Origin of the sequence: Arhodomonas sp. KWT2 (genome assembly GCF_041949875.1) — a bacterium.
Classification (GTDB): Bacteria; Pseudomonadota; Gammaproteobacteria; order Nitrococcales; family Nitrococcaceae; genus Arhodomonas; species Arhodomonas aquaeolei.
Window position 1 is genome coordinate 107,045 of sequence record NZ_JBHFPQ010000032.1, and the last position, 25,307, is coordinate 132,351.

Here is a 25,307-nt window from a genome sequence, read left to right on the forward strand (position 1 = left end):
GTCAGCGCAGAGCACCGGGCCCCCGGCCAGGGATGCGAACCGGGGGCACGGGACGATTCAACGGGGCAGGGACTGCCGCTGCGGCGAGACAATTCAGAGCGGGAAATGGACGCAGATCAAGCCAGGTCTTCGGGGGAGCACAGCGCGGGGGGCGGCGACTGTCCGGGAGACGGCTGCCAGGCCGGCCGCCTCCTGCAGCGGATCGTCGACGCCATCCCGGCACCGGTTTTCTTCAAGGACGCCGAGTGCCGTTATATCGGCTGCAACGAGGCCTTCGCCCGCGGCATCCTCGGGCGCGCCCCGGAGGAGGTGGCCGGCAAGGGCGTGTACGACCTTGCGCCACCGCATCTCGCCGCCGTCTACGAGGAAGCGGACCGGGCCCTGCTCGCCAGCGGTGGCGTCCAGGTCTACGAGACGCGGGTCCGTTTCACCGATGGCAGCGAGCGGGACATCTCCTTCCACAAGGCGGTCTTCCCGGATGACGCCGGCGCTCCCGGCGGGATCGTCGGCGTCATGCTCGATATCACCGAGCGCCGCCGCCACGAGCGCCAGCTCGAGGAACGCGAGGCGATGTTCCGCAGCGTCTTCGAGGCCTCCGAGGACGCCATCCTCATCCTCGACGACGACACGTTTGCCGACTGCAATCCGGCGACCCTGCACATACTCCGGCAGCCGGACCGGGACCATATCCTGGGGCGCCGGCCCTGTGACATCTCCCCCGAGTTCCAGCCCGACGGCCAGCGCTCCTGCGACAAGGCCGCCGAGATGGTGCGAATCGCCTACGAACGGCACTTCCACCGCTTCGAGTGGACCCATTTGCGGGCGGACGGCGAACCCTTCCCCTGCGAGGTCACGCTTACCACCATGGCGTTCCGCGGTCGCACCGCGCTGTACGTGGTCTGGAACGACATCACCGAGCGCCGGCAGCGCGAGCGCCGTATCGAGGAGCTCGCCCACTACGACCCCCTGACCGGGCTGCCCAACCGTCGCCTCCTCCATGCCCGCGGCAGCGCCCTGCTCGCGCGGGCGGACGACCGGGGTGAACCGCTGGGCGTGATGTACATGGACCTCAACCGCTTCAAGGACATCAACGACACTCAGGGCCATGAGCACGGCGATGCCCTGCTTCAGCAGGTGGCCGGGCGGCTGCGCGAGGTCCTGCCGGAGAGGTATCTGCTGGCCCGCCTGGGCGGCGACGAGTTCGCGGTCCTGATCCCTGGGGCGGACGAGGCGATCCTCGAGACCGAGGCCCGCCGCGTGCTCGAGTGCTTCGAGCGCCCTTTCCGCCACGGCTCGTTGAGCGCCGAGCTGGGGACGAGCATCGGCCTGGTCCACTATCCGGAGCACGGTGCGACCCTGCCGGAGCTGCTCAAGAACGCCGACATCGCCATGTACGAGGCCAAGCTCGGTGGCCTCGGCTACTGTGTTTTCCGGCGTGCCCAGGCGAACCATGTGCAGGAGCGGGTCGCGCTGGAGCGTGCCCTGCGCGAGGCCATCGCCGCGCAGGACATCGAGCTGCACTACCAGCCGCGGGTGGACGTCCGCGACGGCCGGATCACCGGCCTGGAGGCACTGGCCCGCTGGCACCGTCCCGACAGGGGCTGGGTGTCGCCGGCGGAGTTCGTTCCCCTGGCGGAGCAGACCGGGCTCGTCCACGCACTGGACCGGCTGGTCCTGAACACCGCCTGCGTTCAGGCCCGGGACTGGCGCAGCCGGGGACTGAATCTGAGGGTCGGCGTGAACATCTCCGCGCTCACGCTGCAGCAAGACGACTTCGTCGCCACCGTTCTTGCCGCGCTCGCGGCCTGCGGGCTGCCCGGCGATGCCCTGGAGGTGGAGGTTACCGAGAGTGCGGCGATGCGCGATGCCGAGGCCAACACCGTGAAGCTCACCGAGCTCAAGGGCCACGGCGTGCGCGTCGCCATCGATGATTTCGGCACCGGCTACTCATCGCTCAGCTACCTCAAGCGGTTGCCGGTGGACTGCCTCAAGGTGGATCAGTCCTTCGTGCGCGATATCCCCGGTGATCCCATGGATCTGGGACTGGTGGAGACCATCGTCGCCCTCGCGGCGAGCATGGGTCTGACCACGGTGGCCGAGGGCGTGGAGACGCCGGAGCAGCTCGAGGCGGTGCGCCGCCTGGGGTGCGGCGATCTCCAGGGATTTCTCGCCGCGGCACCGGCATCCGCCGACGACCTCGAGGCCGTGCTCCGGCGCGGGTACATCGAGCTGCCCTGATCCGTTTGTCCGGATGCGCCGGCGACGCCGTCACCGGGGTGCCGCGGCCTCACTTGTGCCACGACGTTCCCGGTAGCCGACCGCCTCGGCCACGTGGGTGGCGGTGACCGCGTCGCTGCCGGCGAGGTCCGCGATCGTGCGGGCGACGCGCAGGCAGCGGTGGATCCCCCGGGCGGTGAGTCCGAGGCGCTCGCCGGCCTGGTCGAGCAGGGCGGCCGCGGTGGCGTCCAGCCGGCAGCGATCCTCCAGCACCCCCGGCGGCAGGGCGGCCGCCGGCGCGTCATCGCGCTCGTGCTGGCGACGTCTCGTCTCCGCGACCCGGGCGCGCACCGTGGCGCTGTCCTCTCCCGGCGGGCTCGCCCGCAGCTCCGTCGGCGCCAGCCGCGGCACCGAACAGAACAGGTCGATGCGATCGAGCAGGGGGCCGCTGAGCCGGCCCTGGTAGCGGGCAATCTGGTCGGGGGTGCAGCGGCATTCGCCCCCCGGGTCGCCCAGGTGGCCGCACGGGCACGGGTTCATCGCCGCCACCAACTGGAAGGTCGCCGGGTAGCGGACCTTGGCGGCGGCCCGTGAGATCTCGACCTGCCCCGTCTCCAGCGGTTCGCGCAGCATCTCCAGTGCCCGGCGGCTGAACTCCGGGAGCTCGTCGAGGAACAGTACGCCGTTATGCGCCAGCGAGACCTCGCCGGGCCTCGGACGGCCGCCGCCGCCGGCGAGCGCGACGTGGGAGGCGGAGTGGTGCGGCGCCCGGAACGGGCGTACCCCCCAGCGTGCCGGGTCGAAGCCGCCGTCGCTCACCGAGGCGACGGTCGCGCTCTCCAGACTCTCCTGCTCGGTCATTGGCGGCAGGATGCCGGGCAGGCGTGCGGCGAGCATGCTCTTGCCGGTGCCCGGCGGGCCGCACAGCAGCAGCGAGTGACCGCCCGCGGCGGCGATCTCCAGGCAGCGCCGGGCCTGCTGCTGGCCGCGGACATCGGCGAGGTCCGCCACCGAAGGGCCTCGACCGGCGGGTGGCGGCGTCGCCACGGCGAGCGGGGTGCGGGCGGTGAGGTGGGCGCAGACGTCGAGGAGGTGGTCCGCGGTGAGGACGCGGCCCGTCCCCACGAGGGCGGCCTCGGCGGCGCTGTCGCGGGGCAGGACGGCCCGGCGGCCGGCGCGCTGGCAGTGCACCGCGAACGGCAGGGCACCGGAGATGCCGCGCAGGGCGCCGGTCAGTGCCAGCTCGCCGGCGAATTCCAGCCCGTCGAGGGCATCGGCCGGGATCTGGCCGGACGCGGCGAGGATGCCGAGGGCGATGGGCAGGTCGAAGCGTCCGCCGTCCTTGGGCAGGTCCGCCGGGGCGAGGTTGATGGTCACCCGGCGCGGCGGGAAGTCGAAGCCGCTCATCACCAGCGCGCTGCGCACGCGCTCGCGGGACTCCTTCACCGCGGTCTCGGGCAGGCCGACGATGGTGAGCGACGGCAGGCCGCCGGCGAGGTGGACCTCCACCGCCACCGGCGGCGCCTCCACGCCGACACCGGCGCGGCCGTTCACGACTGCTAGGGACACGCGAACCTCCCTGTTCCCGGTGCGGGGGCCGTCCTGCCCCCGCCGCAGGCGGCGTCAGGCGCCGCCGGATTCCGTCTCGTCGCCGGAAACGGCGGCGTCTCCGCCGGCCGGTCCGCCTTCCAGTTCGGCGACTCGGCGTTCCAGGGCCTCCAGCTTCGCGCGGGTCCGCGCAAGCACCTTCGCCTGGGCGTCGAACTCCTCGCGGGTCACCAGCTCCATGCGCGAGAACGCCGACTGCAGGGCAGTGCGGGTGTTCTTCTCGATCTCCTGCTGGAACTCGCGCACGCCACCGGGCAGGTGCTCGCTGACGCGTCGGGCCATTTCGTCGAGCTGTTTCGGGCTGAGCATGACGGGCCTCCTTATGCCGTGACGCCGGATTCTACGCCGGCCGCGGCCTGTGCGCGAATGCACCAAGGGGGGCGGGACGACCAAAACGGGGCGCACCAAAATGGTGCTAACGCGTTGCACCGCAACGGGACATGTTATTTGGGGATATCGATAACTAACTGTTTTGTATGTACAAAATCAAGTTGGCACGGGCTCTGCTTATGGCGGTGTGAGTGTTGCGCAGTGCCGGATTCGCCGGCGCATTCTCAGGAGAACTGCAATGAAGCTGCTCACTGCCATTATCAAGCCGTTCAGGCTGGACGACGTTCGCGAGGCGCTCTCCGACATCGGGGTGCGCGGCATCACTGTCACGGAGGTCAAGGGTTTCGGGCGTCAGAAGGGCCACACCGAGCTCTACCGCGGCGCCGAGTACGTCGTGGATTTCCTCCCCAAGATGAAGATCGAGGTCGCCCTCGATGACGCTCTCGTCGATCAGGCCGTGGAGGCGGTGGCGAAGGCCGCCAATACCGGCAAGATCGGCGACGGCAAGATCTTCGTCTTTCCGCTGGAACAGGCCATCCGTATCCGCACGGGTGAGTCGGGCAAGGACGCGCTCTGACCGGCGGCGTCACACGAATAACCGAATGGAGGCCTGATCGTGGAAAATCAGATCTTTGAGCTTCAGTACGCTATCGATACCTTCTACTTCCTCGTCTGCGGTGCCCTGGTCATGTGGATGGCCGCCGGCTTCGCGATGCTCGAGTCGGGGCTGGTGCGGGCGAAGAACACCGCCGAGATCCTGACCAAGAACATGGCGCTGTACGCCGTCGCCTGCATCATGTACCTGATCTGCGGCTACGCGATCATGTACGGCGGCGATATCTTCCTCTCCGGCATCGCGGGTGGCTCCAATTACGTCCAGGAGACACTGGATGCGTCCGCCGAGGCCGGGTTCAACGGCGGCTCGGTCTACGCCGCCGCCTCGGACTTCTTCTTCCAGGTGGTGTTCGTCGCCACGGCCATGTCCATCGTCTCCGGTGCGGTGGCCGAGCGCATGAAGCTCTGGGTCTTCCTCGGTTTCGCGGTCGTCATGACCGGCTTCATCTACCCCATGGAGGGTGCCTGGACCTGGGGCGGTAAGGCCGTGTTCGGCATGTACTCGCTGGGTGACCTCGGCTTCTCCGACTTTGCCGGCTCCGGCATCGTGCACATGGCGGGTGCGGCTGCGGCCCTGGCCGGCGTGCTGCTGCTTGGCCCGCGTAAGGGCAAGTACGGGCCCAAGGGCGAGATCCGCGCCATCCCGGGTGCCAACCTGCCGCTCGCGACCCTCGGCACCTTCGTCCTCTGGCTCGGCTGGTTCGGCTTCAACGGCGGCTCCGTGCTCAAGCTCGGCGATATCGCCAGCGCCAACTCCGTGGCCATGGTGTTCCTGAACACCAACACCGCCGCCGCCGGCGGTGCGGTCGCCGCGCTGATCACCGCACGTCTCGCCTTCGGCAAGGCCGACCTGACCATGCTGCTCAACGGCGCGCTTGCGGGCCTGGTGGCCATCACCGCCGAGCCGTCCACGCCGTCGCCGCTGGCCGCGACCATCTTCGGCGTGATCGCCGGTGTGATCGTGGTGTTCAGCATCGTCGCCGTCGACAAGCTGAAGATCGACGACCCGGTCGGCGCCATTTCGGTGCACGGCGTGGTCGGCGTCTTCGGCCTGCTGATCGTGCCGATCACCAACGACGGGGCGACCTTCGTCGGCCAGATCGTCGGTGCGCTCACCATCTTCGTGTGGGTGTTCGTGACCAGCCTCATCGTCTGGGCCATCCTCAAGGCGGTGTGCGGTATCCGGGTCTCCGAGGAGGAGGAGACCGAGGGCGTCGACATCGGTGAGTGCGGTCTCGAGGCCTATCCGGAGTTCACCAAGATCTCCTGATACCGCGGCAGGCATGACCTGCCCGTGACCACGCCCCGGGACCGCTCGGTCCCGGGGCGTTTTTATGGTTGATCGCACCGTGCCCGGACGGATCGCGGGGCTGAGCAGGACGCACGAGTCGCCCCGTGTCGGTCACTGGCCAGTGCATGTCCGCGATCGCACCGGCCTCGGTGGGGAATTGTCGGTTGCCTTCGAGCAGCCGACCTGCGGCAGGAATCCCGGGCGGTGACAGGCCGCCCGGGTTGGCCGCTCCAGGCAGACCGGTAGGTCGTGCACGGCCGCGGGCCGTGTGCGACATCTTCAATGACCGCGCCGGAATGTCGCACGCCTGCGGCGCACGACCTACGCGAGTTCCCGTGGGTTGGCGGCTCCTGGCAGCCAGCATCCCGTCCTGCGGTGCCGGCAACGTCGACTGCCTCGAGCTTCCGCCCTTACGACCCCGATGTGCGCGCGTTCTGCCAGCGCCTGCGCCGGCCATGTGCAAGCCCGTCCCGATCTGCTTCGGCGTCATCAAGGACCAGACACCGTGTGCCCCGCAACTCGCGTGACTCGCGGGACGGTATCCACGGTCGTTCCGCTGCGCGAAGGCGACCGACACCGCCGGGTCGGGAACGGCGGTCGCGGGGGCCGCCTTCCGGCCATATGACGCACATGCCCGACGTTTCCCGCGACGTTGTGCCGCATCCCGTGGGATATCCCGCTACGGTCGGCTGCCCGAAGCAACCGGCCGCGTGTTCTCGACGGTGGATTCCATAGACGCGTAGGTCGTGCACGGCCTCTGGCCGTGTGCGACATCCCCGCGCAAACCATCGAGACGTCGCACACCTTACGGTGCACGACCTACGCGGACCGCTTCTGGTGTGGATCGGTTGCCCGCAGGCAGCCGGCAATCGCCGGGGCGGGAATGGCGGTTGCGGGGGCGCCGCCCGGGCAGGAAACGCATGTGCCCGACCTACCGGCCGGTGCTTGCCGTGACGTTGCGATGGCCCCTGTCATTCCATTTTGCGAATAATTCCCGTTTACCATAGAATGCCGGCTCCATCCGGTGGCCGGTGCCAGGCGCATCCGTGGTCACCGGGCCGCCCACCCCGAGCGTCCGTGGAGCCCATGGCCGATCGTCCGCTGCGTGCCACCGCCGCGCTGATGCTGCTCGCCGTGATCGTTGCCCTCGTGCCCGGGCGTGGCCGCGCCGCGCCCCCGGCGGTGGCGACGGTAGACTGGACCCTCGCGGAGACGCTCCTCGGCCTCGGTGTCACGCCCCTCGCGGTGGCTCAGGTGGATGCCTACCGGGCGTGGGTGGGCAAGCCGCGTCTGCCGGACTCGGTGGCGGACCTGGGGCTGCGCATGCAGCCGAACATGGAACGCCTCGCCCGGCTGGCGCCGGACCGCATCCTCATATCGCGCATGTTCACCTCGCTGACACCGCGGCTCGAGCGTATCGCGCCGGTGAGCGAGTTCGCGCTCTACACCCCGGATAGCGACACCTGGGAGCAGATGCTCGCGCTGACCCGCCGGCTCGGCACCCTGGTGGACCGCGAGGCGGCGGCGGAGCGGCTGATCCGCCGCACCCGCGAGGTGTTCGCCGACTGCCGCGGGCGGATCGCGGGGCGGGACGTGCGGCCGCTGCTGATGGTGCAGTTCATGGATGCCCGCCATGTGCGGGTGTTCGGGGAGAACGGCCTGTACCAGGTGGTGCTCGACCGGCTGGGGCTGCGCAACGCGTGGTCGGGCCCGACCAACTACTGGGGCTTTTCGCTGGTCGGCCTGGAGGCGCTGGCCGGGATCGACGCCCGGATCGTCGTGATCGAGCCGTTCCCGGCCGGGGTGGAGCGGACGCTGGCGGACAACGGCCTGTGGCAGTCGCTGCCCAGCGTGACCCGCGGCGACGTGGTCCGCCTGCCGCCGGTGTGGAGCTTCGGCGCGCTGCCCTCGGCGCGTCGCTTTGCCCTGCACCTCGTCGACGCCCTGGACGACCGACAGCGGGAGGACGCGCACTGATGACGCCGGCACGTGCCTGCGGGCTGTTCGCGTTGGCCCTGCTCGTCCTGGCGTTCGCCGGGCTCCACGCCGGCGGCGGTATTGCCGAGGGGGTCTCGGTCCTCGCCGCCGGGCCGGGCGCGGACCAGGCGTCCCTCGCGCTGTTCTTCGCCTGGTGGCCGCGTCTGGCGACTGCGCTGCTCGCCGGCGGCGCGCTGGCGCTCGCCGGCGTGCTCATGCAGCAGATCCTGCGTAATCCCATCGCGGCGCCGACCACCCTCGGTGTGGCCAGCGGCGCGAACCTCGCGTTGATGGTCGCGACCCTCACGGCGCCCGGGCTCCTGGGGGCGGGGCGCGAGTGGGTGGCGGTGGCCGGTGGCGGCCTGTCCATGGCACTGGTGTTCGCCCTGGCCTGGCGCCAGGCGCTGGCACCGGTGGTGGTGGTGCTTGCCGGACTGGTGGTGAATCTCTATTTCGGCGCCCTCGGCATGGTGCTGCTGCTCTTCCACCAGGAGGCCCTCAAGGGCCTGCTGATCTGGGGCGCGGGCTCGCTGGCGCAGACCGGCTGGGGCGGGGCGGCCTTCCTGGCCCCGCGGCTGATCCTCGGTGGCGCGCTGGCGTGGCTGCTGCTGCGCCCGCTGACGGTGCTCGCACTGGACGACGCCAGCGTGCGCAGCCTCGGCATTCCGCTGCGGCGCCTGCGTCTCGCTGGCCTGGCGCTGGCGGTGTTTCTCACCGCCAGCGTGGTCGCCACGGTGGGGATCATCGGTTTCGTCGGCCTGGCCGCCCCGAACCTCGCCTACCTCGCCGGGGCGCGCCGGCTCGGTCAGCGCCTGGTCTGGTCGACCCTGATCGGGGCGCTGCTGCTGGCGACCACGGACCTGCTGCTCCAGCGTTTCGCGGGGGTGCTGCCCACCCTCATCCCGACGGGATCGACCACCGCGGCGCTGGGCGCCCCGCTGCTGCTCTGGCTCATCCCGCGGCTGCGTCTGGGCGGCGGCACGGCCGCGGCCGGCGGTCACGGGATCGGCCGCCGGCATCCGGCCCCCGCCCGGCTCGCGGCGGTGATCGTCCTCCTACTGGCGGCGGGCCTCGTGCTCGCGCTGTATCTGGGCCGTGCCACCGGGGGCTGGGCGTGGACGGCGCCGTTCGACTGGGGGGTGCTCCAGTGGCGGGCACCACGGGTCATCGCCGCTGCGGCGAGCGGGGTGATGCTCGCTGTTGCCGGTACGTTGATCCAGCGCATCACCGCCAACCCGATGGCGAGCCCGGAGGTGCTGGGTATCAGCGGTGGCAGCGCCATTGCGCTGATGGCGGCGATCTTCCTGCTGCCCGCCCCCGGCGGGGTGACGCTGGTGGCGGTGGGCACCCTCGGTGCGCTCGCGGTGCTCGCGGCGCTGATCGCGCTCAACCACCGCAGCGGCCTGCGCCCGGACCGGCTGCTGCTCAGCGGCGTGGCGGTCACGGCACTGTTCGATGCCGTGCGCGGCATCGTCCTGGCCGGCGGCGACCCGCGTGGCCAGCGGGTGCTGGCGTGGCTGTCCGGCTCGACCTACTACGTCGACCTCACCGGCGCGGTCACCGTGGCCGTACTGGCCGGGGCGCTGGGGCTGGCGAGCTGGCCGCTGGTGCGCTGGCTGGAGCTGCTGCCCCTGGGGGCGTCGACGGCGCAGGCGCTGGGCGTGGGCGTGCGCCGCGCACGGCTGGTGCTGCTGTTGCTCGTGGCCGGGCTCACGGCCTGCGCGACGCTGGTGGTGGGGCCGCTGAGCTTCGTCGGTCTGCTCGCCCCGCACATGGCGCGGCTTCTGGGTTTCGCCCGGGCCCGCGCCCACCTCGCCGGGGCGGCGCTGTGCGGTGCGACCCTCATGGTCCTCGCGGACTGGGTGGGCCGGCAGCTGCTCTTCCCCCAGGAGGTGCCGGCGGGGCTGGTGGCCTCGCTGCTCGGCGGCGCCTACTTCATGTGGGGCCTGCGCCGGCTGTGAGCCGCCCGGCGGCGCTCAGCCGCCGCGCTGCAGCCGGGCCACGGCATCCCGGCTGGCCGCCTCGCGCTGGGCGCCGGTGAGCTCCACCAGCTGGCCGTCGCGCATCTCCAGCAGCCGGTCGGCATGCTGGAAGTACTGGTCGTCGTGGCTGATCGCGAACACCGTCTTGCCCATGTCCCGCAGCCGCGGCAGGACCTCGCGGTAGAACACCCGCCGGAACTCCGGGTCCTGGTCCGCGGCCCACTCGTCGAGCAGCAGCACGTCACGGGACTCCGCGATCGCGAGCAGCAGCGCCAGGCGCTTGCGCTGGCCCTGGGACAGCCGGGTGCTGGCGATCCGCCCGTCCTCCAGCGCACCGGTATGCGTCATCCCCAGGTGCTCGGTCCACGCCGCCACGAGGGCATCGTCCGGCGCCGCGCCGTCGGGACCCAGGAGCTCGCCGAACAGGTGGAAGTCCGTGAACACGCTGGCGAACCGGGCCCGGTAGGCATGCCGCTGCGCCGCCGTCACCGTGCGCCCGTCGACCTGCAGCGCGCCCTCGTGGGGCTCGACCAGCCCGACGAGCAGGCGTGCGAGGGTGGATTTGCCGCTGCCGTTGCCGCCGATCAGGAAGACCTGTTCGCCGCGGCGCAGGGTCAGGTCGATCGGCCCGACGGCGAAGCCGTCGCCGGTCGTGGCGGGGTAGCGGTAGCTCACCCCGCGCAGGGCCAGCGCCTGCCAGTCCGGCTCCGGTGCCGGTGCGGGAAAGCCCGGTTCGTAGTCCGCGAGGGTCAGGCGGTCGAGCTTCTCGAAGGCGACCCGGGCAGCGGTGAGCGTGGGCCATGCGCCGACGGCCTGGATGAGCGGCGTGCGCAGGAACAGCAGGGTCAGCGAGAAGGTCGCGGCCGCCGCGGTGTCCGCCCAGCCCAGGCCGTTGGCGAGGAAGAAGACCACGCCGATGGCCCCGAGCATCATGATGTTGGTCCAGTTGTTGGCGCTCAGGTGGAAGGTGTCGGCGCGGATGACGTGGTGGCGGTAGTCCCGGGCGGCCTCGTCGTAGTCGCCCTCGAAGAGTCGCCGGGCGCGGTCGCGGTTGAGTGCGAGCTCCTTGCGGCCGTCGATGACGGTCTGGAAGTGGCGATACAGCCGGTCCTCCGATTCACGCACGTCGCGCAGGTGGGCGTATACCCGCGAGACCAGCCATGCCCCCCCGGCCATGGTCAGGGCGATCCATACCGAGGTCACGGCGAGCAGCGGTGGCGACAGCCAGGCGAGGTAGATCGCGCAGACGGTGGTGAGCACGATGCCCTGGACCAGTTCCGGCAGGCGCACGAAGGCGATGGTGATGTTGCGCACGTCGCTGGACAGGCTCGCCAGCAGCCGGGCACTGCCGAGCGCCTCCAGGCGCTCGATATCGGTGTCGAGGATGCGCTTCACCAGCCGGGCGCGCAGGCGGTAGACGAAGTGATGGCCGAGGGTGGTGAGCGCGAGCTGGGCGCCGAGGGAGACCGCGAGCAGTGCAAGCAGTAGCCCGAGCAGCCCCGGCAGCGCGGACACCGGGGTATCCCCGGCGATCAGGCGCTGGTTGATGTAGGCGATCACGCCCACGCCGAGGCCGGCGCTCGCCAGGCTCAGAGTGAGCACGCCGATGAAGGCGCGGGCGTATTCACGGAAGACGAAGCGCAGCAGGTCCATGGCGGTTACCGGTAGTGTCGGGGTGACGGGCGGTTCGCGACCGCCCGGGTGGCGTCCGCGGCACCAGCTTGCCGGGCCGGCGGAGCTGCCGTTATAAGGGTTGGTCGCCGAAACGACGGAGCACGAGCGTGGCATTGCAGGCCGAGGGGATGCAGGCGGGTCCGGTCACTGTCGACGACCTCCGCGTGGAGCACGGCGAGTGCGTGGCGCTCACCGGGCCATCGGGGGCCGGCAAGACCCGGCTTCTGCGCGCGCTCGCCGACCTCGACCCGTTCGCCGGCCGGCTCGCCCTGGACGGCGTCGCCTGCGAGGCCATGAGCGGACCGGACTGGCGGGCGCGGGTGATGTACGTGCCCGCGGAGAGTGCGTGGTGGGCGGACCGGGTGGACGAGCATTTCCCCCCCGGCACCGCCGGCGACGGTTTCGAGCTGCTCGGTCTGGACCCCGGGGTGATGGCCTGGCCGGTGGCGCGGCTGTCCTCCGGCGAGCGCCAGCGCCTCGCCCTCCTGCGTGCGGCGGTGCGCGGTCCCCTCATGCTGCTCCTCGACGAGCCCACGGCGAACCTCGACCCGGCCAATGCCCGGCGCACCGAGGACTGGCTGGCGGGGTTGCGGGAGCGCGGCTGCGGTCTGCTGTGGGTGAGTCATGACGGCGAGCAGGTGATGCGGGTCGCGTCCCGGGGGTACACGATCGCCGCCGGCGGGCGGCTGACGGAGACGGCATGGACGTAATCGCGCTGTCGGTGACCGATCTCGCGGTGGCGGCGGCGCTGGTGCTCGCCCTCGGCGGCGTCGCCTGGCTTGAGCGCCTGGCGGTGAGCCGCGCGCTGCTGCTCGCGGCCCTGCGCATGGTGATCCAGCTCGCCCTGGTGGGACTGGTGCTGGAGGCCGTGTTCGCCCTGGCGCACTGGTACTGGGTGGTGCTCATCGGCGTCGGGATGCTGCTCATCGCCGCCCGCGAGGTCCACGCCCGGCAGCGCCGTCCCCTCGCCGGCGGCTGGGGCTACGGCATCGGTGCCGGGGCCATGTTCGTGGCGAGCTTCGCCACGGCGGCGCTGGCGCTGCTGGTTCTGGTCCGCCCGGAGCCCTGGTATCGCGCCCAGTACGCTATCCCCCTGCTGGGCATGCTCCTCGGCAACACCATGAACGGCGTCGCCCTGGGACTGGAGCGCCTCACCGAGGGGGCCTGGCGCCAGCGTGCCGCCATCGAGGCCCGGCTGATGCTGGGCGAGCCCTGGCAGGCCGCGATCGCGCCGCTGCGGCGCGAGAGCGTGCGCAGCGGTATGATCCCGGTGATCAACGCCATGGCCGCCGCCGGGGTGGTCAGCCTGCCCGGGATGATGACTGGCCAGATCCTCGCCGGCAGCCCGCCCGGGGAGGCGGTGCGCTATCAGATCCTGATCTTCCTGCTGATCACCGTGGGCACGGGCACCGGGACGCTGCTGGCCAACCGGCTGGTCGCACGGCGGCTGTTCGACGAGCGCGGCCGGCTGCGCCTGGAGCGCCTGAGCGGTGCCGGGTAGGCACCGCCGGCGGCGGGGCGGGCGGTCCCGCCCCGGGATCGCGGCGCCGGGCCACGAATGGCTGTGCGTCCTCACCGCCGGCCTCAGTAGTGCACCGTGTAGGTGAGGCTGTAGGTGCGGCCGCGGCCCTTGAAGTCGAACATCTCCTCCGGGCCGTAGTAGGGCGCGTAGAAGATCTGGGCGCGCTGTCCCCAAACGGTGGTGTACTCCTCGTCCAGCAGGTTGCGGATGCCGAAGGAGAGCTCGCCGACCGGGAGCTGGTGGCTGCCGAGCAGGTCGACGGTCTGGAAGCCCTTGATCTCGTTGCCGGCGTCGTCCTCCAGATCGAAGGTGCGGGTGTACTGGAGCCGCACGCGGGTGCCGCCGCGCTGCCAGCCGGCGAAGGCGGTGGCCTTGGAGAGACTGGCCGAGGTGGCGGCGCGTTTCTGCCACTCGCCGTCGACCTTGCGCTCCGAGCGCACCAGGTGGCCGCTGCCGCCGACGCGCCAGGCCCGGGTCAGGCGGTAGCTGAGCTTGCCCTCGATGCCGTAATCCCGGGTTTCGTCGTCGAGTACCTTCACAGCGAGGCTCTGGCTGTCATAGTCCAGGGCCTCCTCGGACCAGGCGTAGTAGGCGGCGACCTGTGCGGTGGTGCGCTCGCCGAAATGACGCCAGCCGATCTCCACCTGACTGGTCTTGATCCCCTTCAGCGGTGAATCGTCGACGTTGACGCTGTCGTCGAGCACGTAGCGGCCGTCGTCCAGGGTGTACTGGCCCTGGCCGTAGTACTTGGCCGGGTCCGGGATCTCGAAGCCCTGGGAAAAGTTGGTCCAGAGCTGATCGCTCATGGACACGTCGAAGACCGCACCGACGTTGACCAGCGTGGTCTCGTAGTCGTTGCTGCCGCCAGGGATGGCCTCGGCGGAATCCGCCAGCCCGCTGGCTACCGCGACCTGCTGCTCGGCGCCGACGAAGTCGTCGATCTCCACATCCGAGTGCTGCCGACGCACACCCGCGGATAGCCGCCAGCGCTCGCTGACCTGCCATTCGCCCTGCAGGAAGGCGCTCATGGTGTCCACCTGGTAGTTCGGGTAGCGGCCCACCGTGGCGGTCTCGTCGAGCTTCAGGCCGCCGCTGTCGAGCACCCGCTGGTAGTCGAAGAGCATCTGGTTGGCGTCGAAGGTCTCGCGGTCGGCGTCCACGCCCCACTGCAGACGCACCGGCGAGAGGTCCGTGACCACCAGCGCCTTGGCGCCGTGGACGTCGGTGTTCTGCTCGGAGGCGGAGTAGTAGGGGTCCGCGTTGCCATCCTGGTCGAGATCCGAGTACAGGTACGGGAATGGATGGAATGCCGCCTCCTCGCCGCGGGTGAACGCCTGCAGGTAGAGCTCCTGGCCTAGCAGATCCGCATGGTGGTAGGTGGCGTTGAGCATGTGCCGCTCGGTGGCCGGCTCGCGGTCGCTCTCGAAGCCGCCGCGGATGTCGAAGCTGCCCGGGTCGGAGCCGGTGACCGCGGCCAGGTCCTCGCCGAGGTAGAGCCCGCGGTCGCCGTCGTAGCCGGAGTCGTAGAGCTGGCCGGTGAACGCCAGACTCTGGTCGGGGCCGAGATCGATGTCCAGCGAGCCGGTCAGGTCGATGCTGCGGTTGTACTGGAGGTCCGTCTGCGAGATGTCCGGAATGATCTGCTCGCCGCTGCCGTCATAGAACCCGCCGTTGCGCTGGTAGGCGAGGCCGAGCCGGCCGCGTACCCGCTCGCTGCCGCCGCTCACGGACTGCGCGACCCGTGCCTGGTAGTCGTCGCCGTCATTGAAGCCGCTGGTCGCGCCGGTCTGGGTGGCGAACTCGGGGCCGCCACTGTCACCGCGCCTGGTGATGATGTTGATGATCCCGCCGGTGGCGCCACCGCCGTACAGTGCCGTGGCGCCGGACAGGACCTCCACCCGGGCGATGTTGAACGGGTCGATGCTGTCGAACTGGCGGCTGATGCCCCGCGAGGAATTCAGCGAGACGCCGTCGATCATCACCAGCACCGAGCGGCCGCGCATGTTCTGACCGTAGTTGGTGCGGCCCTGGGGCGCGACGTCGAGGCTGGGGATGAGCTTGCCCAGTGCCTCCTTCAGGGAGGCCCCGCCGCGTACCTGCTCCATGAACTGTTCGGGTTCCACCACCCAGACCGTGCCGGGCAGGTCGCTGATCTTCGCCGGGGCGCGGCTGCCGACCACCACGGTCTCGTCCAGCGTAATGGCCTGCTCTTCCTCGGCATGGGCGGCGACGGCCAGGCAGGCCAGCGCACTGGTACCGATGAGCCGTCCGGCGCTTGCGAGCGGGGGGCCATGGGTGTTGGTCGTCATTGCGGTCTCCCTGGGCAGGTGTTGGAAGGCGGAGACTAGCAATAACAATAATGATTTTCATCCGTTTGTACGCAACCGGCCCGGCGTATCCGGGACGTTGCCGGATGCCTGCGTGGATGCCTTTCGATGTGGCACCGGCGACGGCGGTGCCGTGCCCGGTCAGGTTGGCCGGGGCGTCCGCGCTCCGGGTGAGCGGGGTGGAACGCGCTACCCGGCGGAGGCCGTGGGGTGGAACACGCCGGCGCAGAACGGCGGCGGTGCGAGGGCGCCGTGGTGGGTGCCGGCGTCGTAGTACCGGGTGCTGAACGGCCGTGCGGCCACGTCGGCCTCGCGGAAGCCGTACACCGGCGTGCCGCGCCCGGCGAGGGTGGCGCTCCACCAGCCGCCGGGGTAGCTCGGCACCGGGAAGGGCAGGGTCACGCGCTGGTCGAAGCCCGCCTCGGCGAGTGCGCCGTGGAGGTCGCGGATGAGGGTGTCGGCGTGGAACAGCGGCGACTCGCTCTGCTGCATTACCAGCCCGCCGTCGTCGAGGACGCGGTGCACCTCGCGCAGGAAAGGGGCGCCGAACAGGCCCTCGGCGAAGCCCACCGGATCCGTGCTGTCGATGATGACCACGTCGAATGAGTCCGCCGGCGTGTCGCGGACGTAGGCGACACCGTCGGTGAAGCGCAGCTCCGCGCGGGGATCGCCGTTGGCCTCGGTGAGCTCGGGGAAGAAGCGCTCGGAGGCCCGGGTCACGCCCTCGTCGATGTCCACCAGCACCGCGCGCTCCACGCCGGGGTGGCGCAGGACCTCGCGCAGGGTGCCGCAGTCGCCGCCGCCGATGATCAGCACCCGCCGGGGATCGGCGTGGGTGAACAGCGCCGGATGGGCCATCATCTCGTGGTAGAGGAAGTTGTCCCGCGTCGTCAGCATCACGCAGCCGTCCAGGGTGAGGACGTTGCCCCAGTGGCTCGTCTCGAAGACCTGGATGTGCTGATAGCGGGTACGCTCATCGAGGAGCTTGCGGTGCACTCGCAGCGAGAAGGCGACACCCTCGCTCTCGAATGCTTCGGAGAACCATTGATCGTCGAGGCTCATGGGCGGCTCCCGGTGGATGGTCGGCGGGAGTTTACTAGTACCGACACGGAGCAGCCATTCCCCCAGGCTGCGCACGGTGTCCGCGGCCTCTGCCGCGTATCCCGTACCCGCCTGCGCCACAGTATTTACCTAATCAAATACAGTGTTGACACTATATTTGATAGCGAATAGCGTGAGCCCACCCAAGGCAAGCAGCGCGCAGAGGGGGAGAGTCGCCATGAAGGTCTTGGTCACCGCCAAGCGCGTCGTCGACCACAACGTCCGCGTGCGTGTCCGCCCCGATGGTTCCGGGGTCGATACCGCCAGCGTGAAGATGTCCATGAACCCCTTCGACGAGATCGCCGTCGAGGCCGCGGTGCGGCTGCGCGAGGCCGGGCAGGCGGACGAGGTCGTGGTGGTCAGCATCGGCGAAAAAGCCGTCACCGACGTGATCCGCACCGCGCTCGCCCTGGGCGCCGATCGCGGCATCCACGTGGACACGGACGCCGAGCTCCAGCCGCCGGCGGTCAGCCGCGCCCTCGCCGAGCTGGCCGTGCGGGAGACGCCGGACCTTATCCTCATGGGCAAGCAGGCCATCGACGACGACTCCAACCAGACCGCGCAGATGTTGGCGGGCCGGCTCGGCTGGGGCCAGGGCACCTTTGCCTGTGGCATCGAGCCGGCGGATGGCGAGGTCATCGTCGCGCGAGAGGTGGACGGCGGCACGCGCCGGGTCGCGCTCCGGCTGCCCGCGGTGGTGACCGCCGACCTGCGGCTCAATGAGCCCCGCTACGTAAAGCTCCCCGACATCATGAAGGCCAAGCGCAAGCCCCTGGAGGCCATGTCCCTCGCCGACCTGGGTGTGGCCGGGGACGCCGGGCTCACGCTGCTTGGCGTCAGCGAGCCGCCGGGGCGCGAGCCCGGCGTGCGCGTCGCCGACGCTGCCGAGCTGGCTGCACGGCTCCGTGACGAGGCACAGGTGATCTGACCATGAGTATCCTCCTGATCGCAGAGCACGACGGACGCACCCTCGGCGAGGCGAGCCGGCGCGCGGCCTCCGCCGCCCGGCAGCTCGGCGAGGGCTACGACGTCCTGGTCATCGGCGGTCCCGGCTGTGTCGGTGTCGCCGACGCCGCGGCGGGGCTGGACGGTGCTGTCCAGGTCCTCCTCTGTGAGGACGACGCCTATGCTGACGACCTCGCCGAGCCCGTGGCGGAGCGTATCGCCACGCTGGTGCGCGACGGCGGCTACGACGGCGTCGTCGCTGCGGGCACGAGTACCGGCAAGGACGTGATGCCCCGGGTGGCCGGGCTGCTGGACGTGGCGATGGTCTCCGATGCCGTCGCGGTGGAGAACGGGCGTACCTTTATCCGCCCCATCTATGCCGGCAATGCCCTGGCACGGGTGCGTTGCGAAGACGTCGTGCGTGTGGTCACGGTGCGCACCAGCGCCTTCGACTCCGTGGCGGAGGCGGATACCGCAGCTCCCTGCGAGCGCCTGTCCGCCGGGGATCACCCGCCGTTGTCACGTTTCGTCGACGAGTCGCTGAGTGCCGGCGACGGGCCGGATCTCGCTAACGCCAGGGTGGTGATCTCCGGCGGGCGTGGCCTCGGCGGCGCCGAGGCCTTCGACATGCTTCGCGAGCTCGCCGCCGAGCTCGGTGCGGCGGTGGGCGCTTCCCGCGCTGCCGTGGACGCCGGTTATATCGCCAACGACTGCCAAGTGGGACAGACCGGCAAGATCGTAGCCCCGGAGCTTTATCTCGCGGTCGGTATCTCCGGGGCCATCCAGCACCTCGCCGGCATGAAGGACAGTCGGGTGATCGCCGCGATCAACCGTGACGAGGAGGCCCCCATCTTCCAGGTTGCCGACTACGCCCTGGTCGGCGATCTGTTCGAGGCCGTGCCGCAGTTGCTCGACGCCCTGCGTACGCGCCAGTGACCCGCCAGCCCGGACAGCGAGACAATCATGACTGCCTACTTTGCCCCCGTGCGCGAACTGCGCTTCGTCATCGAAGAGCTCATCGGACTGGACCGGGTGGCTGCCCTGCCGGGCCTGGAGGAGGCCACGCCGGACGTCGTCGAGGCCGTGCTTGAGGAGGCGGCGCGTCTCGCCGGCGAGGTCTGGTCACCGCTCAACCGCAGCGGTGACGAAGCGGGTTGCCGGCTTGACGAGACCGGCGTGCACGCCCCGGCGGGATTCCGCGAGGCCTACCAGGCCTTCGTCGAAGGAGGCTGGAACGGCATTGCCGCCGATCCCGACTGGGGTGGGCAGGGCCTGCCGGAGCTGCTCGCCTGCGCCACCCAGGAAGTGTGGAATAGCGCGAACATGGCGCTGGCGCTGTGTCCGCTGCTCACTGCCGGGGCCGTGCTGGCGCTGGAGCGCCACGGCAGTGACAGCCTCAAGCAGCGATTTCTCGCGCCGCTGGTCAGCGGCGAGTGGCCGGGCACGATGAATCTGACCGAGCCCCAGGCCGGTTCGGACCTCTCCGCGATCAACACGCGCGCCGTGCCGGAGGGCGATCACTACCGGATCACCGGACAGAAGCTGTTCATCACCTGGGGCGATCACGACATGACGGAGAACATCGTCCATCTCGTGCTCGCCCGCACCCCGGACGCCGAAGCGGGCAACCGCGGCATCTCCATGTTCCTGGTGCCCCACCGCTTCGTCGACGACGCCGGCCGGCCCGGCGAGCGCAACGACGTGCGCTGCGTGGCGCTGGAGCACAAGCTCGGCATCCATGCCAGCCCCACCTGCCTGCTCAGCTTCGGCGACGACGGCGGGGCGGTGGGCTACCTGGTCGGCGAGCCCGGGCGCGGTCTCCACCAGATGTTCACGATGATGAACGAGGCCCGCCACAAGGTCGGCGTCCAGGCAGTTGGCGTGTGCGAGCGCGCCTATCAACAGGCCAGGGACTATGCCCGGGAGCGGGTGCAGGGGCGTCGCCCCGGCGGCAGCAGGCCGGCCGCCATCATCCACCACCCGGACGTGCGGCGGATGCTCATGACCATGCGTGCCGGCACCGAGGCGATGCGGGCGCTGGGTATGCTTGCCGCTGCGGAAATGGACGTCGCCCGGCGTGCGCCGGACAACGGTGACGCCGCCGCGGCGGAGCGCCGGGTGGCGCTGCTCACGCCCCTGATCAAGGGCACCGCGACGGAACTCGGCCACGAGCTGACCTCGCTGGGTGTGCAGGTGCACGGCGGCATGGGCTACGTCGAGGAGACCGGGGCCGCGCAATACCTGCGTGACGCCCGTATCACCACCATCTACGAGGGGACCACCGGTATCCAGGCCCAGGACTTCACCCTGCGCCGGGTCCTTCGCGACGGTGGCGAGACCCTGTCGGCGGTGCTCGACGAGGCCGAGGCGGATGCGGCGGCGCTGGCGGAGCGTGATGCCCTGGCGGTCGAGGGCAAGGCCCTGCGGGCCGCGCTGGACGGCCTGCGGCGGAGTACCGTGCACCTCCTGGAGCACGGTGGCGAGGCGGCCCTGGCCGGCGCCACCCCCTATCTCATGCAGGCGGGGTTCGTGCTCGGTGGCTGGCAGATGGGCCGGGCGGCGGTGCTCGCCGACCGGGCCCTGGAGGCCGGCACCGCCGAGCATCCCTTCTACGAGGCCAAGCGTGCCACGGCGGCGTTCTACATGCGTCACTTCCTGCCGCGGGCGGATGCGCTCGGTCATGGTGTGACCGATGATGACGGGGCCACGCTGTCCCTGGCTGAGGAGCAGTTCTGAGGAAAAGGGGCATGGAACGCGAGAGCATGGACTACGACGTGGTGATCGTCGGTGGCGGCCCCTCGGGGCTGGCGGCGTCGATCCGGTTGATGCAGCAGGCCACGGCGGCTGCGCAGGAGCTGTCGGTATGCGTGCTGGAGAAGGGCAGCGAGATCGGCGCCCACATCCTCTCCGGAGCGGTGCTTGACCCGCGCGCGCTCGACGAGCTGCTTCCGGACTGGCGCGATCGCGGCGCGCCGCTGCACACCACGGTCGCCGAGGACCGCTTCCTGCTGCTCGGCGAGCGAAGTGCCCGGCGGCTGCCCACGCCGCCGCAGATGGCCAACGAGGGCAACTATATCATCAGCCTCGGCAATCTCTGCCGCTGGCTCGCCGAGCAGGCCGAAGCGTTCGGCGTTGAGATCTACCCGGGCTTCGCCGCCGCCGAGGTGCTCTACCACGACGACGGCTCGGTCAAGGGCGTGGCCACCGGTGACATGGGGCTGAACCCGGACGGCACGCCGGGGGCGAACCACGAGCCGGGCGTGGAGCTGCATGCCCGCCAGACGCTGTTCGCCGAGGGCTGCCGCGGCTCGCTCACCAAGCGCCTCTTCGAGCGCTTCGACCTGCGTGCCGGGGCCGATCCACAGACCTACGGGCTCGGGATCAAGGAGCTCTGGGAGGTGGATCCGGCGCAGCACCAGCCGGGACTGGTCATCCACACCGTGGGCTGGCCGATGGACCCGAAAACCTACGGGGGGAGCTTTCTCTACCACCTCGAGGACAACCAGGTCGCGGTGGGCTTCGTGGTGGGGCTCGACTACGACAACCCCTATCTCTCGCCGTTCGAGGAGATGCAGCGGTTCAAGACCCACCCGGCGATCCGTCCCACCTTCGAGGGCGGGCGACGCATCAGCTACGGCGCACGTGCGATCAGCGAGGGCGGCTACCAGTCCATCCCGCGGCTGACCTTCCCGGGCGGGGCGCTCATCGGTGACACCGCGGGCTTTCTCAACACCCCCCGGATCAAGGGCAGTCACACCGCCATGAAGTCCGGCATGACCGCCGCGGAGGCGGTCTTCGAGGCGCTCACCGGCGAGGCGGCGGAGGCCGGTGCCGAAGTCAGCGCCTATCCCGAGCAGCTGCGCCGGAGCTGGCTGTGGGACGAGCTCTACCGCGCGCGCAACATCCGCCCCGCCTTCCGCTGGGGGCTGTGGCCGGCTATCGCCTACTCCGCCATCGACACGTACCTCTTCCGGGGGAAGGCACCGTGGACGTTCCACCACCACGCCGACCACGAGCAGCTCAAACCGAAGGACGAGGCCACGCCCATCGACTATCCCAAGCCAGACGGGGTGATCACCTTCGACCGCCTCTCCTCGGTGTTCATCTCCAACACCAACCACGAGGAGAGCCAGCCCTGCCATCTCACGCTGCGAGAAGGAGGGGTGCCTGTGCGCGTGAACCTCGAGCGCTACGCCGGCCCGGAGGCGCGCTACTGCCCGGCTGGGGTGTACGAGTTCGTCGACGACGACTCGGGCAATTCGATCCTGCAGATCAACGCGCAGAACTGCGTGCATTGCAAGACCTGCGACATCAAGGACCCCACCCAGAACATCGACTGGGTCGTCCCCGAAGGTGGCGGTGGACCCAATTACCCCAACATGTAGGGCTGGCCGGGTTTTCGAAGACACGAGCGGTACATTTCTGGAGGCGATATGCAGGAAGTAGTCGTTGTCGACGGTGTCCGCACCCCGATCGGCAGTTATGGCGGCGCGCTCAAAGACGTTCCCCTCGGCGAACTCGCCGCCTCGGTGGTGCACGAGGCAGTCGTCCGTGCCGGAGTGTCGCCGGAGGCGGTGGGGCATACCGTCTTCGGCAATGTCATTCACACCGAGCCGCGGGATATGTACCTCGCCCGGGTCGCCTCCGTGAACGGCGGCCTGCCCGTCTCCACCCCGGCTCTCACCCTCAACCGGCTGTGCGGCAGCGGCCTGCAGGCCATCCTCACCGCCGCCGACTACATCCGCACCGGCGAGGCGGATTGCACCGTCGCCGGCGGTGGCGACGCCATGAGCCGTGCACCGTACTGGCTGCCCGCCGGCCGCTGGGGCCAGCGCATGGGCGACGGGCAGATGCTCGATGCCATGGTCGGCGCGCTCACCGACCCGTTCGACGAGTGTCACATGGGTATCACCGCGGAAAACGTTGCCGAGAAGTGGGGAATCCCCCGCGAGGACCAGGACGCCCTCGCCGCGGAGAGCCACCGCCGGGCGAGCGCGGCCATCGACGCCGGCCATTTCCGCGAGCAGATCCTTCCGGTGGAGATCCGCGGGCGCAGGGGCACGGTCACCGTGGACACCGACGAGGGGCCCCGCCGGGACGTTGACGTCGAGCGCATGGCCGCGATGAAGCCCGTGTTCAAGCGCGACGGCGGTACCGTCACCGCCGGCAACGCCTCCACGCTCAACGACAGCGCCGCCGCGGTGGTACTCGCTTCCCGCGAGGCTGCCGAGCGCCAGGGCCTGAATCCGCGGGCGCGGCTGGTTGCCGGCACGGTCGCCGCAGTGGAGCCGCGGTACATGGGCATCGGTCCGGTCCCCGCCGTGCGCCAGCTGCTCGAGCGCGCCGGCGTGGCCACCGGCGATGTGGACACCTGGGAGATCAACGAGGCCTTCGCCGCCCAGGCGCTGGCGGTGGTGCGAGACCTCGAACTGGACTCGGCGCGGGTGAACCCCAACGGCAGCGGTATTTCCCTCGGCCACCCCATCGGTGCCACCGGGACCATCCTCACCGTCAAGGCGATCCACGAGCTGGAGCGCATCGGCGGGCGCTACGCGGTGGTGACCATGTGCATCGGCGGCGGTCAGGGCATCGCTGCGCTGTTCGAGCGTTTGCGATCGGATTAGTACGAATCACAGTCGTGGCTACATAACCGGGAGGTGGTGCGGCAGCCATTTTCGCATAGGAGGAGAGCAGCCCGCGGCGCCGCTGCGTATGGGCTGAGAATCAGACGCTAAACCGGGAGCTTGCAATGGAACAAGCCAGCGTGAATATCTTCGATCAGGGCCTGCCGGCGTGCGGGGCGAACTACGTGCCGCTGTCGCCGCTGACGTTCATCGAGCGTAACGCCGTCGTCTATCCCGATTACACCGCGGTGGTTTACGGTGCTACCCGCCGCAACTGGGCCCAGACCTACGAGCGTTGCTGCCGGCTCGCCTCGGCGCTGAGCCAGCGGGCCGTCGGCCGCGGCGACACTGTCGCGGTGATGCTGCCCAATATCCCGTCGATGCTCGAGGCGCACTTCGGCGTGCCCTTCACCGGCGGTGTACTCAATGCACTGAACACCCGACTGGACGCCGATTCCATCGCCTACATGCTGCGCCACGGCGAGGCCCGGGTGCTGATTGCCGATACCGAGTACGCCGACGTCGTCGAGCAGGCCCTGGCACAGCTCGACGAGCCGCCGGTGCTGGTGGAGGTCGCCGATCCGGAGGGCCCTGGCGGGCGCCGCCTGGGCGGTACGGATTACGAGGCCTTCCTGGAGGCGGGGGACCCGGCGTTCGCCTACCGCCTGCCGGAGGCCGAGTGGGACGCCATCTCGCTCAACTATACCTCGGGCACCACCGGCAATCCCAAGGGCGTGGTCTACCACCACCGCGGCGCCTACCTGAATGCCCTGGGCAATATGTGCGTGTGGGCCATGCCGCACCACCCCGTCTACCTGTGGACCCTGCCGATGTTCCACTGCAACGGCTGGTGCTTCCCGTGGACGGTGACCGCCGCGGCGGGCACCCACGTGTGCCTGCGCAAGGTCGACCCGGCGGTGATCATGGCACTGATCGACGAGGAAGGCATCACCCATTTCTGCGGTGCCCCCATCGTGCTCAACGGCCTGGTGAACATGCCCGAGTCGCAGCGCCGCACGTTCGGCCATACCGTGCGGGCGATGACCGCGGGCGCCGCGCCGCCGGCGGCGACCCTGGCGGGGGTGGAGTCCCTGGGCATCGAGGTCACCCATGTCTATGGCCTCACCGAGACCTACGGCCCGGTGACCGTGTGCGGCTGGCGCGACGAGTGGGACGAGCTGCCGCTGGACGAGCGCGCGCGGATCAAGTCCCGCCAGGGCGTGCGCTACCACGTCCTCGAGGGTCTGCGCGTGATCGACCAGCAGACCGGCGCGCCGGTCCCGAAGGATGGCCAGACGCTGGGCGAGGTCGTGATGCGCGGTAACAACATCATGAAGGGCTATCTCAAGAACGAGGCGGCCACCCGTGAGGCGTTCGCGGACGGCTGGTATCACACCGGCGACCTGGCGGTGTGGCACCCGGACGGCTACATCGACCTGAAGGACCGGCTCAAGGACATCATCATCTCCGGGGGGGAGAACATCTCGACCATCGAGCTCGAGGATGTCCTGTTCCGCCACCCGGCGGTCGCCGAGGCGGCGGTGGTGGCGAAACCCGACGAAAAGTGGGGCGAGACCCCGTGCGCGTACGTGACCCTGAAGCCGGGGCACGAGGAGGTCACGGAGGCGGATATCATCGAGCACTGCCGTGCCCACCTCGCGCGGTTCAAGGTTCCCAGGCACGTGGTGTTCTCGGAGCTGCCGAAGACCGCCACGGGCAAGGTCCAGAAATACGTCCTACGGGGAATGGCAGAGGAGGATGCCGATGACTGACACGCCGCAGCGCATCGCCGTCGTGGGGGCGGGCACCATGGGCCGGGGCATCGCCCAGACCGCCCTGGTCGCGGATCGCGAGGTCGTGATCTGCGATGTCTCCGAGACCGCACTGGAGCAGGCCCGCGAGGCCATCGGCGGCGGCCTGCGCCGCCTCGTCGACAAGGGCCGGCTGGAGGCTGACGCCGCCGAGGCCGCGCTCGCGCGACTCAGCGTCACCACCCGCATGGCGGACCTGGCCGATGCAACGGTGATTGTCGAGGCGGCGCCGGAGTCCCCGGAGCTCAAGGAGGGCATCTTCCGCGAGCTCGACACCGTGGCA

General features: G+C 70.2%; 19 protein-coding genes. 14 read left to right on the forward strand and 5 right to left on the reverse strand.

The features are described from left to right. Window positions 1-105: 105 nt before the first annotated feature. Entirely contained in the window at window positions 106-2,238 is a 2,133-nt protein-coding gene (locus ACEZHJ_RS04525; RefSeq protein ID WP_375036277.1) for a putative bifunctional diguanylate cyclase/phosphodiesterase, read from the forward strand. Window positions 2,239-2,268: 30 nt separating this feature from the next. Here ACEZHJ_RS04525 and ACEZHJ_RS04530 read toward each other — a convergent pair whose 3' ends face one another. Further along, complete coding sequence (locus tag ACEZHJ_RS04530) at window positions 2,269-3,786, reverse strand: YifB family Mg chelatase-like AAA ATPase (RefSeq protein ID WP_375036278.1); 1,518 nt, start codon at window positions 3,784-3,786, stop codon at window positions 2,269-2,271. Between the two features lie 54 nt (window positions 3,787-3,840). Further along, window positions 3,841-4,134 (reverse strand): accessory factor UbiK family protein, encoded by a 294-nt coding sequence (locus ACEZHJ_RS04535; protein ID WP_375036279.1) that lies wholly within the window; start codon window positions 4,132-4,134, stop codon window positions 3,841-3,843. A 259-nt stretch (window positions 4,135-4,393) separates the two neighbouring features. Between ACEZHJ_RS04535 and ACEZHJ_RS04540 the strand changes: the two genes are divergently transcribed. The 4 genes from ACEZHJ_RS04540 to fhuB all read left to right on the forward strand — a co-directional run bounded on the left by ACEZHJ_RS04540 (window position 4,394) and on the right by fhuB (window position 9,999). Next, window positions 4,394-4,732, forward strand: a complete 339-nt coding sequence (locus ACEZHJ_RS04540) for a P-II family nitrogen regulator (protein ID WP_018719682.1) — start codon at window positions 4,394-4,396, stop codon at window positions 4,730-4,732. A gap of 33 nt (window positions 4,733-4,765) precedes the next feature. Further along, window positions 4,766-6,040: an ammonium transporter gene (locus ACEZHJ_RS04545; protein ID WP_375036283.1), complete on the forward strand. Its 1,275-nt coding sequence runs from the start codon at window positions 4,766-4,768 to the stop codon at window positions 6,038-6,040. Window positions 6,041-7,147: 1,107 nt separating this feature from the next. Continuing rightward, window positions 7,148-8,038 (forward strand): ABC transporter substrate-binding protein, encoded by an 891-nt coding sequence (locus ACEZHJ_RS04550; RefSeq protein ID WP_163141891.1) that lies wholly within the window; start codon window positions 7,148-7,150, stop codon window positions 8,036-8,038. After that, the gene (gene fhuB, locus ACEZHJ_RS04555; protein ID WP_163141889.1) at window positions 8,038-9,999 is read left to right on the forward strand and encodes a Fe(3+)-hydroxamate ABC transporter permease FhuB; all 1,962 of its coding nucleotides are present in this window, start codon (window positions 8,038-8,040) and stop codon (window positions 9,997-9,999) included. Before ACEZHJ_RS04550 ends, fhuB begins: the two co-directional genes overlap by 1 nt. Window positions 10,000-10,014: 15 nt before the next feature. On the opposite strand, the gene ACEZHJ_RS04560 is transcribed toward fhuB, so the two are convergent. Continuing rightward, window positions 10,015-11,673 carry a multidrug ABC transporter permease/ATP-binding protein gene (locus ACEZHJ_RS04560; RefSeq protein ID WP_375036280.1) on the reverse strand — a complete coding sequence of 553 codons (1,659 nt, stop codon included), beginning with the start codon at window positions 11,671-11,673 and terminating at the stop codon, window positions 10,015-10,017. Window positions 11,674-11,822: 149 nt separating this feature from the next. Between ACEZHJ_RS04560 and ACEZHJ_RS04565 the strand changes: the two genes are divergently transcribed. Further along, the gene (locus ACEZHJ_RS04565; RefSeq protein WP_018719677.1) at window positions 11,823-12,404 is read left to right on the forward strand and encodes an ATP-binding cassette domain-containing protein; all 582 of its coding nucleotides are present in this window, start codon (window positions 11,823-11,825) and stop codon (window positions 12,402-12,404) included. Beyond that, a complete protein-coding gene (locus tag ACEZHJ_RS04570) occupies window positions 12,395-13,195 on the forward strand; it encodes an ABC transporter permease (RefSeq protein ID WP_018719676.1) in 801 nt (266 codons plus the stop codon). The genes ACEZHJ_RS04565 and ACEZHJ_RS04570 overlap by 10 nt, the downstream gene beginning before the upstream one ends. An 83-nt stretch (window positions 13,196-13,278) precedes the next feature. Here ACEZHJ_RS04570 and ACEZHJ_RS04575 read toward each other — a convergent pair whose 3' ends face one another. Together ACEZHJ_RS04575 and speE are read right to left on the reverse strand one after the other, a co-directional pair. Then, window positions 13,279-15,525, reverse strand: a complete 2,247-nt coding sequence (locus tag ACEZHJ_RS04575; RefSeq protein ID WP_018719675.1) for a TonB-dependent receptor — start codon at window positions 15,523-15,525, stop codon at window positions 13,279-13,281. A gap of 207 nt (window positions 15,526-15,732) precedes the next feature. Continuing rightward, a complete protein-coding gene (gene speE / locus ACEZHJ_RS04580) occupies window positions 15,733-16,605 on the reverse strand; it encodes a polyamine aminopropyltransferase (RefSeq protein WP_018719674.1) in 873 nt (290 codons plus the stop codon). Window positions 16,606-16,822: 217 nt separating this feature from the next. Between speE and ACEZHJ_RS04585 the strand changes: the two genes are divergently transcribed. The 7 genes from ACEZHJ_RS04585 to ACEZHJ_RS04615 all read left to right on the forward strand — a co-directional run. Continuing rightward, the gene (locus ACEZHJ_RS04585) at window positions 16,823-17,572 is read left to right on the forward strand and encodes an electron transfer flavoprotein subunit beta/FixA family protein (protein ID WP_018719673.1); all 750 of its coding nucleotides are present in this window, start codon (window positions 16,823-16,825) and stop codon (window positions 17,570-17,572) included. A 2-nt stretch (window positions 17,573-17,574) separates the two neighbouring features. Next, window positions 17,575-18,525: an electron transfer flavoprotein subunit alpha/FixB family protein gene (locus ACEZHJ_RS04590; RefSeq protein ID WP_018719672.1), complete on the forward strand. Its 951-nt coding sequence runs from the start codon at window positions 17,575-17,577 to the stop codon at window positions 18,523-18,525. A 27-nt stretch (window positions 18,526-18,552) separates the two neighbouring features. After that, the gene (locus ACEZHJ_RS04595; protein WP_163140386.1) at window positions 18,553-20,325 is read left to right on the forward strand and encodes an acyl-CoA dehydrogenase; all 1,773 of its coding nucleotides are present in this window, start codon (window positions 18,553-18,555) and stop codon (window positions 20,323-20,325) included. Between the two features lie 11 nt (window positions 20,326-20,336). After that, complete coding sequence (locus tag ACEZHJ_RS04600) at window positions 20,337-21,974, forward strand: electron transfer flavoprotein-ubiquinone oxidoreductase (RefSeq protein WP_163140388.1); 1,638 nt, start codon at window positions 20,337-20,339, stop codon at window positions 21,972-21,974. A 48-nt stretch (window positions 21,975-22,022) separates the two neighbouring features. Beyond that, the gene (bktB, locus tag ACEZHJ_RS04605; protein ID WP_163140390.1) at window positions 22,023-23,213 is read left to right on the forward strand and encodes a beta-ketothiolase BktB; all 1,191 of its coding nucleotides are present in this window, start codon (window positions 22,023-22,025) and stop codon (window positions 23,211-23,213) included. Between the two features lie 125 nt (window positions 23,214-23,338). Continuing rightward, on the forward strand, window positions 23,339-24,985 hold the full coding sequence (locus ACEZHJ_RS04610) for an acyl-CoA synthetase (RefSeq protein WP_205599826.1): 1,647 nt from the start codon (window positions 23,339-23,341) through the stop codon (window positions 24,983-24,985). Then, a partial coding sequence (locus ACEZHJ_RS04615) for a 3-hydroxyacyl-CoA dehydrogenase NAD-binding domain-containing protein (protein ID WP_375036281.1) occupies window positions 24,978-25,307 on the forward strand: 330 nt, incomplete at its 3' end. The genes ACEZHJ_RS04610 and ACEZHJ_RS04615, both read left to right, overlap by 8 nt.

Excerpts from the sequence above, each read along its gene's own strand:
- ACEZHJ_RS04525 (WP_375036277.1), top strand. The coding sequence starts at position 106 with ATGGACGCAGATCAAGCCAGGTCTTCGGGGGAGCACAGCGCGGGGGGC.
- ACEZHJ_RS04535 (WP_375036279.1), bottom strand. The coding sequence starts at position 4,134 with ATGCTCAGCCCGAAACAGCTCGACGAAATGGCCCGACGCGTCAGCGAG.
- ACEZHJ_RS04540 (WP_018719682.1), top strand. The coding sequence starts at position 4,394 with ATGAAGCTGCTCACTGCCATTATCAAGCCGTTCAGGCTGGACGACGTT.
- ACEZHJ_RS04550 (WP_163141891.1), top strand. The coding sequence starts at position 7,148 with ATGGCCGATCGTCCGCTGCGTGCCACCGCCGCGCTGATGCTGCTCGCC.
- fhuB (WP_163141889.1), top strand. The coding sequence starts at position 8,038 with ATGACGCCGGCACGTGCCTGCGGGCTGTTCGCGTTGGCCCTGCTCGTC.
- ACEZHJ_RS04560 (WP_375036280.1), bottom strand. The coding sequence starts at position 11,673 with ATGGACCTGCTGCGCTTCGTCTTCCGTGAATACGCCCGCGCCTTCATC.
- ACEZHJ_RS04565 (WP_018719677.1), top strand. The coding sequence starts at position 11,823 with ATGCAGGCGGGTCCGGTCACTGTCGACGACCTCCGCGTGGAGCACGGC.
- ACEZHJ_RS04570 (WP_018719676.1), top strand. The coding sequence starts at position 12,395 with ATGGACGTAATCGCGCTGTCGGTGACCGATCTCGCGGTGGCGGCGGCG.
- ACEZHJ_RS04575 (WP_018719675.1), bottom strand. The coding sequence starts at position 15,525 with ATGACGACCAACACCCATGGCCCCCCGCTCGCAAGCGCCGGACGGCTC.
- speE (WP_018719674.1), bottom strand. The coding sequence starts at position 16,605 with ATGAGCCTCGACGATCAATGGTTCTCCGAAGCATTCGAGAGCGAGGGT.
- ACEZHJ_RS04585 (WP_018719673.1), top strand. The coding sequence starts at position 16,823 with ATGAAGGTCTTGGTCACCGCCAAGCGCGTCGTCGACCACAACGTCCGC.
- ACEZHJ_RS04590 (WP_018719672.1), top strand. The coding sequence starts at position 17,575 with ATGAGTATCCTCCTGATCGCAGAGCACGACGGACGCACCCTCGGCGAG.
- ACEZHJ_RS04595 (WP_163140386.1), top strand. The coding sequence starts at position 18,553 with ATGACTGCCTACTTTGCCCCCGTGCGCGAACTGCGCTTCGTCATCGAA.
- ACEZHJ_RS04600 (WP_163140388.1), top strand. The coding sequence starts at position 20,337 with ATGGAACGCGAGAGCATGGACTACGACGTGGTGATCGTCGGTGGCGGC.
- bktB (WP_163140390.1), top strand. The coding sequence starts at position 22,023 with ATGCAGGAAGTAGTCGTTGTCGACGGTGTCCGCACCCCGATCGGCAGT.
- ACEZHJ_RS04610 (WP_205599826.1), top strand. The coding sequence starts at position 23,339 with ATGGAACAAGCCAGCGTGAATATCTTCGATCAGGGCCTGCCGGCGTGC.